Below are 12,062 nucleotides of genomic sequence, written 5' to 3' on the forward strand. Positions count from 1 at the left end.
CTTATGCCCCGGCGCTTATTCAAACGCTACATGCCCGACCCAACGAGGATCAGGGAACACAAATCCTTACGATTTCTCGGCAAGTTGCTGCATGACCCGAACCTCTGGCACCTCAATCGCCACTCGGTCGCTCGAGCAATGGCAGTGGGTCTGTTTACCGCATTCCTACCGATCCCGTTGCAGATGCTGGTGGCCGCAGCGCTGGCAATCAAGGTGCGCGGCAACCTGCCAATTGCTGTGAGCCTGGTCTGGCTGACCAATCCGATCACCATGCCAGCGGTGTTTTTTTGCACTTATAAGGTGGGTGCGTGGCTGATGGACGTGCCGATACGGCATTTGCCCGATCAACTGACCTGGGAATGGATAAGCGGTGAGCTGTCGACGTTGTGGCAACCGTTTTTGCTCGGTTCGGTGCTGTCCGGGTTGGTGCTGGGCGCCCTCGCCTACTTCGTGGTCATGATGTATTGGCGCTGGTGGGTCGCACGGCAATGGGCGCGGCGCAAGAAAAACCGAACGCCTTGAATGCAAAACGGCCTGCGCAATGGAGGCCGTTTTTTGTGGTGCCCGGACTAGCCAGGCATGCAACTGGGCATAGCGTCAGGTCCGCATCCCGCGCCCGCTCACCAGTAAACGCGCGCAACCGAAATACAACACCACCGTCGCCACCAGCATGAAGGTGATCGCAATACCGATGCGGATATCCGAAACACCGAGGATGCCGTAGCGGAAGGCGTTGACCATGTGCAGCACCGGATTGGCCAGCGACACCGTCTGCCAGAACGGCGGCAGCAAAGTGATCGAGTAGAACACGCCGCCCAGATACGTCAGCGGTGTCAGCACGAAGGTCGGGATGATCGAAATATCATCGAAATTGCGCGCAAACACGGCGTTGATAAAGCCCAGTAACGAGAAAATCGTCGCCGTCAGCACCACCACCAGAAGGGTCACGCCCAGGTGATGCACCTGCAAGTGGGTAAAGAACAGCGACAGGAGGGTGACGATCACACCCACCATCAACCCGCGCAGCACGCCACCACAGGTATAGCCGATCAGGATTGTGTGCGGCGAGACCGGCGAGACCATCAACTCTTCGATGGAACGCTGGAACTTGCTACCGAAGAAGCTCGACACCACGTTGCCGTAGGAGTTGGTGATCACCGACATCATGATCAGCCCCGGCACGATGTACTCCATATAAGTGAAGCCACCCATGTCGCCGATCTGCCGACCGATCAGGTTACCGAAGATCACGAAGTACAGAACCATGGTGATCGCCGGCGGCAGCAGGGTTTGCGGCCAGATCCGGGTGAAGCGTTTGACCTCGCGGTAAACAATGGTTTGGAGCGCGACGAGGTTGGGACGGAATTCGGAACTCATACCGCCACCTTCGACAGATTTTTCTCCACCAGGGACACGAACAGCTCCTCAAGGCGATTGGTTTTGTTGCGCAGGCTCAACACTTCGATGTTCTGCAGAGCCAGTTGGCCGAACAACGCGGTGATGCCCATGGATTTGTCGACCTGCACCTCCAGCGTGTGTGCATCCACCAAACGGGACGGATAGCCGACCAGTTGCGGCGCGACGCTCAAATTGCCCTTGAGGTCGAGCAGGAAGGTTTCCACATGCAGTTGGCCGAGCAACTGACGCATGCTGGTGTTCTCGACAATCGTGCCGTGGTCGATGATGCCGATGTTGCGGCACAACTGCTCAGCCTCTTCCAGATAATGCGTGGTGAGGATGATGGTGATGCCTTTCTGGTTAAGTTCGGTGAGGAACGTCCACATCGAACGACGCAGTTCAATGTCGACGCCGGCCGTCGGTTCGTCGAGGATCAACAGGCGCGGCTCATGCACCAGCGCCCGAGCAATCATCAAGCGGCGCTTCATGCCGCCCGACAGCGAACGCGAAGGCACATCGCGCTTGTCCCACAGGCCGAGCTGGGTCAGGTACTGCTCGGCACGTTCCTTGGCGATTTTCGCCGCAATGCCGTAGTAACCGGCCTGGGTCACGACGATGTCGAACGTCTTTTCGAACTGGTTGAAGTTGAATTCCTGGGGCACCACGCCGATCGAGCGCTTAAGCGCGGCCGGGCTCTTGTCCAGGTCATTGCCAAAGATATTCACCGTGCCGCTGGTCTTGTTCACCAGGGTGGAAAGAATGCCGATGGTCGTGGATTTGCCGGCGCCGTTGGGGCCGAGCAAGGCGAAAAAATCACCTTCGGCGACGTCCAGATCGATACCACTCAAGGCCTGGAACCCGTTGCCGTAGGTTTTGGTTAGCTGCCGGATGGACAGAGCGGAACTCATATCTGATTTACGCACCATGGTGAAGGGAGGAAAGAGAGAAATAAGGGCAAGCGGCGAGGGATACAACCGCAGCGCAAGAGCGCAATGGTGCTTGCCCCCGCCGCACAAGTACAGTCAAGTGTGTCGATAGTAATTATCAAGTCAACGCGGTCATGACGGCTTTTTTGTAGGCCGGACGCTGTTTGAGCCGCTCGTACCAGGCTTGCAGATGCGGTTGCGGAGCCCGCTCGATGGGCATCTCGAACCAGGCATAAATGAAACTGCCGAGCGGAATATCGCCCATGCCGATTTCTGTTCCGCCGAGGTAAGGCTGGCAGGCCAAAGCAGCGTCGGCCATGCTCAAAAGCTCGTTACATTGCGTGATCGCCGCGTCGATAGCCGCCCAATCCTGCTGGTCGGCCGGTGTCCGCAAAACGCCCCAGAACACGGTGCGGAAGGGACCGGCAAAACTCGAAGTGGTCCAGTCCATCCACTTGTCAGCGATAGCCCGGGCTTGTGGGTCTGCCGGGTACCAGGCACTGTCAGGCGCATGTTTGGCCAGCAGATAGCGGACGATGGCGTTGGACTCCCACAGCACAAAACCGTCGTCTTCGATCACCGGCACCCGGCCATTCGGATTCATCGCCCGGTACTGCGGCGTGTCGACCACACCGAACGCGCCACCCGCATCGATCGCCTCGTAAGCCAGGCCGAGTTCTTCGGCGGCCCACAATGGCTTCCTGACATTCGATGAGTTTTTCCGTCCCCAGATCTTCAGCATGACCGCCTCTTTGCAAATGCGTGGGCAGGCAGCATACGCCGGATCAGAGGCGGCTGACATTACTCTGCATGTCGCCCAATAGTGGCGGCTGTTGATCGCCGAACAGGTGCGGATAACATTTTTCCAGATGCTCAAAGAAGAAGGTTTGCGGCACATCGGCGAACTGGCCGTGATCGACCAGGTACTCCATCAACTGCGCACCGTCCCGGTTGTACGGGTGGAAAACACTGTCGTTGATACCGTCAAAATCCAGTGGCGCGACGTTGAACAGTTCGCAGAGTTTCTGGTTAAACGCAGGCGTCGCCTTGACCCAGCGGTCACCAAGAAACAGCTCGGTGTAACCGTGCATGGCGAACACATCGCTCTTGAGCAGTTCAAGCAAACGCGGGGTCGACAGATGATTGCGCACATCCGCCAGACCGATGCGTGCCGCAATCGCGCAATGTCGCGCGCAAGCGGCCAGCAGCGTGGCTTTTGGCACGCAATAGCTCTCTCCCGTTGCCAAAGCGTAACTGCCGCGCAACGTCTGCGGATCCCGACTGAAGGTGTAAGGGTTGTAGCGCACCGCCTCGCGCACGGCGTAGTAGAGATTGATCGCCTGCTTGAGCGGATCACCGCTGGCGCCACGGTGCTGTTCGGCGAACTCCACCACCGCCGGGTGGTCACTATCGATGAAGCGGCCGGGACTCAGATACTCGTGCATGACGGCAATCTCCTGGGTGAGCCCCGAGTCTAGCGACCGCTCAAGCACAGAGATAACGACGTTTCGGCCAAACATGCACGCAAAGTTGCGCAGTGAACGAACGATTTCCCACGCGTGTTGCCCACCGAACCTACGAAAACCGTCAGAGGTTTCCCACGATTTCAATCACCATGGTCTGACCACCCGGTTTTACAGATGCCGTCTAAGCTCTGAAGGGTCGATTTGCCTTGGTTCACGGAGGACTGAATATGCTGTTGTTGTGGATACTGGTTTTGGTCGTTGGCGTGGCGTATCTCGCCCACCGGCGAATTTCCCCGCTGCCCGCATTGGGCATCGTTGCCGTCTACCTGCTGGCGATGGGGATTTTCAGCCACGCACCGGACTGGCTGTTGCTGGTGCTCTGGATCGTACTGGCGATGGTGGCCGCGCCATTGGTGCTGCCTGACCTGCGCCGCCAATATTTCAGTGCGCCGCTGTTCAACTGGTTCCAGAAAACCCTGCCGCCGATGTCGCAGACCGAACGCGACGCGATCGATGCCGGCACCGTCTGGTGGGATGGCGAGCTGTTCAGCGGTCGTCCGGACTGGGAAAAACTGCTGTCCTATCCCAAGGCGCAACTGAGCGAAGAAGAACAGGCCTTTATCGATGGTCCGACCGAAGAGCTCTGCGCGATGGTCACTGACTGGCAAATCGGCCAGTCGATGGATCTGCCGCCCGAAGCCTGGGCGCATATCAAGGAACACGGCTTTTTCGCCCTGATCATTCCCAAGGAATTCGGCGGCAAGGGCTTTTCCGCCTATGCCCACTCGCAAGTAGCGATGAAACTTGCGACCCGCAGCGGCGATCTCGCCTCCACCGTGATGGTGCCCAACTCCCTCGGCCCGGCAGAACTGCTGCTGCATTACGGCACCGACGAACAACGCAATCACTACCTGCCACGGCTGGCCCGTGGCGACGACATCCCGTGCTTCGCCCTCACCGGCCCGCTCGCCGGTTCCGACGCAGGCGCGATGCCGGACACCGGAATCATCTGCAAAGGCCAATGGGAGGGTCAGGAAGTCCTCGGCCTGCGCCTTAACTGGGAAAAGCGCTACATCACACTGGGTCCGGTCGCCACGTTGCTCGGCCTCGCGTTCAAAGCGTATGACCCGGATCACCTGCTGGGCGACAAGGAAGACCTGGGCATCAGCCTTGCGCTGATTCCAACCGATACCGCAGGCGTGGAGATTGGTCGCCGTCACCTGCCACTGGGCGCTGCGTTCATGAACGGCCCGAACTCGGGCAAAGACGTGTTCATCCCGCTGGACTTCCTGATCGGCGGCCAGGAGATGCTCGGCAAAGGCTGGATGATGCTGATGAACTGCCTGTCGGTCGGCCGTTCGATCTCGCTGCCGGCAGTGGGTACGGGTGCAGCCAAGTTCACCAGCCTGGTGACCGGGCAATACGCGCAGATTCGTGAACAGTTCAATGTGCCCCTGTCGGCCTTCGAAGGCATACAGGAAGCCATGGCGCGCATCGGCGGTAACGCGTGGATGATGGACGCTGCGCGAATGCTGACCGCCAACGCGGTCGATCTGGGCGAAAAACCGTCAGTCCTGTCGGCGATCCTCAAGTACCACCTGACCGAACGCGGCCGTGAATGCATCAGCCACGCGATGGACGTACACGGCGGCAAGGCGATCATCATGGGCCCGAACAACTACCTCGGGCGTAGCTGGAACGGCGCGCCGATCTTCATCACCGTGGAAGGCGCGAACATTCTCTCGCGTAACCTGATGATCTTCGGTCAGGGTGCGATTCGTTGCCATCCGTTCGTGCTCAAGGAAATGGCCCTCGCCGGCCGCGAGGACAAGGATCAGGCACTGAAAGAATTCGACGGCCTGCTGCTCAAGCATATCGGTTTCGCCGTGAGCAATGCCGCCAGCACCCTGGTGTTGAACCTGGGTTTGGGCCACTTCGAACCTGCGCCGGGCGACAAGATCAGTCAGGGTTACTTCCGCGCGCTCAATCGTCAGGCGGCAGCCTTTGCCATGCTCGCCGACTTCAGCATGATGCTGCTGGGGGGCGAACTGAAACGCCGCGAGCGTCTCTCGGCACGTCTTGGCGATGTGCTGAGCAACCTGTATCTGGGGTCCGCTGCGCTCAAGCGTTTTCACGATCTGGATTCGCCAGGGTATATGGAACCGCTGTTGCGCTGGGCCATGGAAGAAAGCCTTTTCCAGTCGGAGCGTGCTCTCGATGAGCTGCTGAGCAATTTCCCGAACAAGATATTTGGCTGCATTTTGCGGGTCATCGTGTTTCCGTTCGGCCGGCGCCACAAAGGCCCATCGGACAAACTCGGTGCCGAAGTGGCGAGCATTATTGGTCGAACCAAAGGCGATCCGGCGCTGGAAGAGTTGCTTGCCGGCTGCTATCGCCCGCAATCGGCAGAGGATGCCGTCGGCGCACTGCAACACGCCAGCGACCTGCTGAGTGCTGTGCAACCGCTGCAGAAAAAACTGCACACTTCGTTGAAAAGCGGTCAGGTCAAACCGGTCGCCGGCGAAAACGCGATCGATGCAGCGCTTGAGGCTGGGGTTCTCCAGGCAGCGCAAGCGCAGAGCCTGCACGAAGCCGAAGCGGCACGGCGCAAGGTGATCGATGTCGATGATTTCGACAAAGAGCAGTTGGTGCTGGCCGACGGCAAAGTCCGCTAATCCTTCAACGTGTAGCCGTTTATTTGTGAAAAACGGGCGCAGGGGCTTTATACTCCCGCGCCCGTTTTGCTCTTGAGGACTTATCTCGTGTCCAACGTCGTCGCCGACCATCTTGTTTTGCTCGACCACCTGCGCAGTATTCTGGTCGCCGTAGGTGAGGCCGATCAGGTTCCCGAAGAAAGCCACGCCCTGTTCCTGGAGCGCTTCGACGAATTGCTGGCGTCACTGCCGATCGATCCGATCGAAAGCCAATACCTGGGCCAGGACATCCTGACTCAAGTGATTACTCGCTATCCGCAAATTGCCCACCTGATCCCACGGGATCTGCTGTGGTTCTTCGGTGGCGACTGCCTGCACTACCTGGCCGATGAAGAAATCGACCTGTATCAGGCCCTGGAAGAACGCCGCTACGAAGCCGAACAAAACGACGAACCGTTCGACTGGAATCAGGAAAAGCAACTGATGGCAATGTCCGCTCAGGACAGCAAGCACTGATTTTCTTTCGGTAATGAAAAGGCCCGCCTGGTTGTCCGCGGGCCTTTTTTTTGAGTTGCCGTTAGAGCAGCCCTTCACTCTCAGGCAATTCATAGACCATCGCAGCATTACTCGCACCGCCCGATTTACCGGGCTTGCTCAAGGTCGGCTCCTTCTCCAGGCACTCCACCAGGTAGTCGATGAACACCCGCAGCTTCGGCGGCAAATAACGCGTCGGCGAATGCAGCAGCCAGAGTCCGCCATGGTAAGAAGCCAGGAAGCTCCACTCTGGCAATACCTGCACAATCAACTTCTGCTCCAGGGCATACCGTGCGGTGAAGTACGGCAGGCTGCCAATTCCAATATGCTGCAACACCGCTCCCAGCCTCACGCCAGTGTGATTGGCGGCATATCGGCCACGCACGCCGACCGTCACGGCGTTGCTGCCTTTTTTGAATTTCCAGCGCGCATCGCTTGGGGTTTCCCCAAGATAAATACAGCTGTGATCGAGCAAGTCGTGAGGGTGCTTTGGCGTGCCGTTTTCAGCCAGGTATTGCGGAGTTGCGCAGAGCAAATGGTCAATCGTCAACAATTGACGCCCGACCAATCCGGCGGGTGGCCGATCGGTGATGCGAATCGCCAGATCGACATGATCGTCGATCAGATCGACCTGCCGGTCTTCCAGTAACAACTCCACATCGACCTTGGGATAACGGCGCAGAAATTCGGGCATATGCGGATGAATCACGAAACGCCCCACCGCTTTCGGTACGCTGACCCGCACCAGCCCTTCAGCCTCATGGGTGAACTGGCCGCTGATTTCCATCACGGACTTGGCAGCGCTGACCATTTCCTGACAGCGCTTGAACACCTCTTCGCCCCCATCACTCAGGCGCAGTTTGCGCGTGGTGCGCTGCAGCAACCGTGTGGCCAACGCTTTTTCCAGTCGGGAAATGCTGCGGCTTATCGCTGAAGGCGACGATCCGAGTTGGCGGGCGGCTTCAGAAAAGCTGCCGGTTTCCACGACCTTGACGAAAATCGCCATTTCACCGAGTAACGGCAGCGGTAGATTTATGCTCACAGCGCACAAGTCCTTTGATGTTTGAACGGATTATCACGTTATTGCACGATTCATATAATAAAAATAGAAACTTTAATAAGGGCATGGAATATGACGCTTCGCCTCTTTTTCCATAGTGATGACCTCAAGGCCAATGTAGAAGTCCTCGACTGCACGCCCCACGAGAACGAATTCGCGGTAGAACTGCGCGCTACCCTGTTTCATCCGCAAGGTGGCGGCCAACCCTGTGATACCGGCTGGATCGGCGCAAGCCAGGTGCTGCGCGTAGTGCAAGAAGCAGATCGAATCATCCATTTCGTTGATCGACCGGTCACGCTCGGCATGACCTGTATTCGCGTCGACGAAGATCGCCGCTGCTTCAATACTCGCCTGCATTCGGCCGGGCATTTGATCGGGCACTTCGTCCAGGCCATGGGGTGGACGCCTGTCAAAGCGCACCACTGGCCGAATGAAGGCCGCGTGCAATTCAAGCCAGGTGATGCCGCACAGGAAGTTGACGCACACACCGTTCAACTCGGTATCGATCAGTGGATCGAGCACGATCTGCCACGCCTGACCTCGCTGCGCGAAGGCGCGCGGGAAATCGGTTTTGGTGAACTGCCAGCCTATGGCTGCGGTGGCACCCATGTACGAAGCCTGAAGGATCTGGGCACAGTCACGATCGCGTCCCTTTCACAGAAGAAAGGCACATTGTCCGTCCACTACAGCGTGGATTGAGCATTTCCGGACATTGCTCCGCGCAATGTCCGGCGCCGGGGAACCGCATTCGCCGGTTCCGTTGACTATCGATAGATGGACCTAAAAAAATGATGCTAGACGTCGAGCGTCTCGATGAGACGTGCATAAAAAAACTGGCCAACGAAGAAGTCCTCGCCATTCGCGTCAAAGGCTTTTTGCCCGAACCGCTGGCAATCCAGATTGGCGACAAGATTCTCGCCCCAGGCTTTGAGGGCTACATCAACGCACCGAGTATCGGCCGTATCGGTATGGCGTTTTACGAGGCGGAAAACCAGCCGCTGCTGATCGAGGATTACTTCGAACGCGCCACCAGCAACATCGCCGAACTGCGTAATCGCTGCGCCCCCTACTCTTCACCGGTCGACACACTGCGCTGCATGCTCGACGAGTCGTGGCCGGCCGGTGCGCATCTGGAAAATCTATACGGTCGCAAAATGTATGTAGGCCTGTCGCGTGTCGTAAAACCCGGCGTGTGCTTCCTCGCCCACCACGACATTTTCGCCAAGGACGCACCGGAGAGCTTTCAAGCGCGCAGCCTGGAAGCACAGTTTGCCTGCAACGTGTACCTGAACATGCCGACCGAAGGTGGCGCGTTGCAGATGTGGGACGACGACATAACGCCCGAACTGTTCGACGAAATGCGAGGCGACAGTTACGGCATCGACCCGACCCTGCTTGGACCGCCCACACTTGAGGTTCGGCCCGAACCCGGCGATTTCATCATGTTCAATTCGCGCTGCATGCACTCGGTGACTCCGGGTGTAGCGGATCCGCGCTTGAGCCTGTCCTTCTTTGTCGGCTATCGCGGCAATGCTTCACCCCTGACCTTCTGGAGCTGAAATGTTATCGAATTACCTGGGCGAGTTTCTGGCGCTGGCCACCATCCATTTTCTGGCCGTGGTCGCTCCCGGCCCTGACTTTGCGGTCACTATTCGCCAGAGTGTGCGCTTTGGCCGCTTGGTCGGGATTTGCACGGCGCTGGGCATTGGGGCGGGGATTTCCGTGCACGTTCTGTACACGCTGCTCGGTGTCGGCGCACTCATGCACACCACGCCGTGGCTGCTGACCGCGGCTAAAGTGGTGGGGGGCGCCTACATTCTGTATCTCGGTGTCAGCCTGATCCGCAGCAAACCGAAAACCACCCTCGATGGCGAAAAAACAGCGGAGCAAACGTTGGTTGAGCAATCTCTGTTCAAGGCGTTCAGTACCGGTTTTCTGACCAATGCCACCAACCCCAAGGCGACGCTGTTTTTCCTCGCAATCTTCACCACGATCATCAGCGCCAGCACGCCCCTGCAAATCCAGGCGTTCTATGGTCTGTGGATGTGTTTTGTAAACGCGTTGTGGTTCGTCATCGTCGCGCTGTTCTTCTCCAGCAACAAAGTGCGTTTGCTGTTCATGCGCATGGGGCATTGGTTCGAACGCACCATGGGCGTCGTGCTGATTTTGTTTGCCGGCCGACTGATGCTGTCCTGGTAATCCGAACTGAAACGCAAAAGGCCCGCCGAATCTCTTCGGCGGGCCTCTTTTTTTGACTGACTCGATGACTTCAATCCGTAAAGTAAAAACACACGCATACAAAAACGCCGCTCAATAGAGCGGCGTTTTTGTGAAATTGGAGCGGGAAACGAGACTCGAACTCGCGACCCCGACCTTGGCAAGGTCGTGCTCTACCAACTGAGCTATTCCCGCAAATGGCGTCCCCTAGGGGACTCGAACCCCTGTTACCGCCGTGAAAGGGCGGTGTCCTAGGCCACTAGACGAAGGGGACACGCTACCCGGAACACATGGTGTGTGTTTCGGTGTCCAGACCCGCATCCGAAGACTTGGCTCTGGTTTCACTCAGCTCCGCCCGAAAGCAGTGCTGTTTAAAATTGGAGCGGGAAACGAGACTCGAACTCGCGACCCCGACCTTGGCAAGGTCGTGCTCTACCAACTGAGCTATTCCCGCATTGGCGTCCCCTAGGGGACTCGAACCCCTGTTACCGCCGTGAAAGGGCGGTGTCCTAGGCCACTAGACGAAGGGGACACACTACAACATTCACTCCCTGCTTCGTTTCGCTGTGTGCTTTACGCTGCAAGTGGCGCGCATTCTATGGATGGATTGAGAGGTCGTCAACCCCCTGATATAAATTTATTTAAATCAATGACTTCGACCTGCTTTACGAAGCCAATCGGGCTTTTCCGTCGCCCGGCGTTTGACGCCTATATTCCGGCGGTCGACAAGACGTTATAGTCCACCGCACAGTGATGGCAATCTGCACATCAAGGGCCAGCATTCATATAAGCAACAAACGGCCGATACAGATTGCACCTGCCGATCCAATTCGTCGAGCGGCGCTAGGCGCATAAATGCCCCAGCCACTACACTCGCATGTGAACCCTATAAAGAGGTCTTACCGGTGACACCACTCATGATCACCCTGCTAGTCATAGCCGGGATAGCAATTCTGATCGCCATTGGCTATATGAACCATGTGGTGGAAAACAGCAAACTGGAGAAGGCCCGCACCAAAGTCGAACTCAACGACCGCCTGCGTCGCTGCGGCGAACTGACCGAGACCTTTCCAGGTCAATTCATGACGCCTGCACTCAAGCTGCTGCTGACCCGCCTGGAACTCAATGTCTGCCAGCGTCTGTTGAATCTTGAGAAAACCAGTGCGACGACTAAAGCACGCATCACTGAACTGAGCGCACTGGTGGCCCAAGGCGAGTCGATCCCGATCAACAACCCGCCGGCACCGATTCTGACCGAAGCCAAAGCCAAAGACGTGCGTTTCCTGCTCGAAGCCCTCCACGGACAGATCACCCGTGCCGCCCATGACGGCTTCCTGCCGCCGAACGAAGCCAAGCACTGGGTTCGCGAAGTCCGCCACATTCTGGTGCTGCTGCACATTGAGTTTTTCAACAACCTCGGCCAACAAGCTTTGCAACAAAACCAACCTGGCCAGGCCCGCCTCGCCTTCGAGCGCGGCGTGCAATACCTGCGCAAACAACAGGATCCGCAGATCTATTCCGAACAGTTGCAATACCTGGAAAAACTCCTCGCCCGCGCCAATGCCCAAGTCATGGACAAGATTGCGCCAGTTGAAGGAGAAGAGAACCAACTGACCGCTGGCCTCAAAGATGCCGAAACCGATGCGGACTGGAAGAAGAAAGTGATCTACGACTGATCGCTGACGTTGAAAGCTAAGCCACCGAGAGGTGGCTTTTTTGTGGTCATGCGGTTGGGGCCCAGCCTCACAGAAGTTACATCCCTCTTCGCGAGCAAGCCCACAGTTTGAAGCGAGTACACCTGCCAGGT

General features: G+C 57.6%; 12 protein-coding genes and 4 tRNA genes. 7 read left to right on the top strand and 9 right to left on the bottom strand.

Annotated features, from left to right (window positions below; genetic code table 11):
- Positions 1-3 precede the first annotated feature (3 nt).
- Entirely contained in the window at positions 4-522 is a 519-nt protein-coding gene (locus AACY02_RS03685) for a DUF2062 domain-containing protein (RefSeq protein WP_339430801.1), read from the top strand.
- Between the two features lie 75 nt (positions 523-597).
- On the opposite strand, the gene AACY02_RS03690 is transcribed toward AACY02_RS03685, so the two are convergent.
- The 4 genes from AACY02_RS03690 to AACY02_RS03705 form a co-directional block, all read right to left on the bottom strand.
- On the bottom strand, positions 598-1,377 hold the full coding sequence (locus AACY02_RS03690; protein WP_339430802.1) for an ABC transporter permease: 780 nt from the start codon (positions 1,375-1,377) through the stop codon (positions 598-600).
- A complete protein-coding gene (locus AACY02_RS03695) occupies positions 1,374-2,306 on the bottom strand; it encodes an ABC transporter ATP-binding protein (RefSeq protein ID WP_339430803.1) in 933 nt (310 codons plus the stop codon). The genes AACY02_RS03690 and AACY02_RS03695 overlap by 4 nt, the downstream gene beginning before the upstream one ends.
- 136 nt (positions 2,307-2,442) lie before the next feature.
- A complete protein-coding gene (locus AACY02_RS03700) occupies positions 2,443-3,066 on the bottom strand; it encodes a glutathione S-transferase family protein (protein WP_339430804.1) in 624 nt (207 codons plus the stop codon).
- Positions 3,067-3,109: 43 nt separating this feature from the next.
- Positions 3,110-3,769 (bottom strand): transglutaminase-like domain-containing protein, encoded by a 660-nt coding sequence (locus tag AACY02_RS03705; RefSeq protein ID WP_339430805.1) that lies wholly within the window; start codon positions 3,767-3,769, stop codon positions 3,110-3,112.
- A gap of 248 nt (positions 3,770-4,017) precedes the next feature.
- On the opposite strand from AACY02_RS03705, the gene AACY02_RS03710 reads away from it, so the two are divergent.
- Both AACY02_RS03710 and AACY02_RS03715 read left to right on the top strand, forming a co-directional pair.
- Positions 4,018-6,465, top strand: coding sequence for an acyl-CoA dehydrogenase (locus AACY02_RS03710; RefSeq protein WP_339430806.1), 2,448 nt, complete (start codon positions 4,018-4,020; stop codon positions 6,463-6,465).
- An 87-nt stretch (positions 6,466-6,552) separates the two neighbouring features.
- Positions 6,553-6,960, top strand: a complete 408-nt coding sequence (locus AACY02_RS03715; protein ID WP_339430807.1) for a PA2817 family protein — start codon at positions 6,553-6,555, stop codon at positions 6,958-6,960.
- A gap of 61 nt (positions 6,961-7,021) precedes the next feature.
- Here the strand turns inward: AACY02_RS03715 and AACY02_RS03720 are convergent, their stop codons facing one another.
- Positions 7,022-8,020 carry a LysR family transcriptional regulator gene (locus AACY02_RS03720; RefSeq protein ID WP_339430808.1) on the bottom strand — a complete coding sequence of 333 codons (999 nt, stop codon included), beginning with the start codon at positions 8,018-8,020 and terminating at the stop codon, positions 7,022-7,024.
- Positions 8,021-8,110: 90 nt separating this feature from the next.
- Between AACY02_RS03720 and AACY02_RS03725 the strand changes: the two genes are divergently transcribed.
- The 3 genes from AACY02_RS03725 (at position 8,111) to AACY02_RS03735 (ending at position 10,237) form a co-directional block, all read left to right on the top strand.
- Positions 8,111-8,737 (top strand): alanyl-tRNA editing protein, encoded by a 627-nt coding sequence (locus AACY02_RS03725; protein WP_339430809.1) that lies wholly within the window; start codon positions 8,111-8,113, stop codon positions 8,735-8,737.
- 89 nt (positions 8,738-8,826) lie between these two features.
- Complete coding sequence (locus AACY02_RS03730) at positions 8,827-9,597, top strand: 2OG-Fe(II) oxygenase (protein WP_339430810.1); 771 nt, start codon at positions 8,827-8,829, stop codon at positions 9,595-9,597.
- Between the two features lies 1 nt (position 9,598).
- A complete protein-coding gene (locus tag AACY02_RS03735; protein WP_339430811.1) occupies positions 9,599-10,237 on the top strand; it encodes a LysE family translocator in 639 nt (212 codons plus the stop codon).
- A 137-nt stretch (positions 10,238-10,374) separates the two neighbouring features.
- On the opposite strand, the gene AACY02_RS03740 is transcribed toward AACY02_RS03735, so the two are convergent.
- The 4 genes from AACY02_RS03740 to AACY02_RS03755 all read right to left on the bottom strand — a co-directional run bounded on the left by AACY02_RS03740 (position 10,375) and on the right by AACY02_RS03755 (position 10,787).
- A tRNA-Gly gene (locus AACY02_RS03740) sits at positions 10,375-10,450 on the bottom strand.
- A 3-nt stretch (positions 10,451-10,453) separates the two neighbouring features.
- Positions 10,454-10,529 (bottom strand) — tRNA-Glu (locus tag AACY02_RS03745).
- Between the two features lie 104 nt (positions 10,530-10,633).
- Positions 10,634-10,709, bottom strand: a tRNA-Gly gene (locus AACY02_RS03750).
- A 2-nt stretch (positions 10,710-10,711) separates the two neighbouring features.
- A tRNA-Glu gene (locus tag AACY02_RS03755) sits at positions 10,712-10,787 on the bottom strand.
- A gap of 385 nt (positions 10,788-11,172) precedes the next feature.
- Between AACY02_RS03755 and AACY02_RS03760 the strand changes: the two genes are divergently transcribed.
- Positions 11,173-11,931: a hypothetical protein gene (locus tag AACY02_RS03760; RefSeq protein ID WP_339430812.1), complete on the top strand. Its 759-nt coding sequence runs from the start codon at positions 11,173-11,175 to the stop codon at positions 11,929-11,931.
- The last annotated feature ends 131 nt before the right edge of the window (positions 11,932-12,062 follow it).

The sequence above is a fragment of the Pseudomonas sp. EA_65y_Pfl2_P78 genome (assembly GCF_963970495.1).
Classification (GTDB): domain Bacteria; phylum Pseudomonadota; class Gammaproteobacteria; order Pseudomonadales; family Pseudomonadaceae; genus Aquipseudomonas; species Aquipseudomonas baetica_A.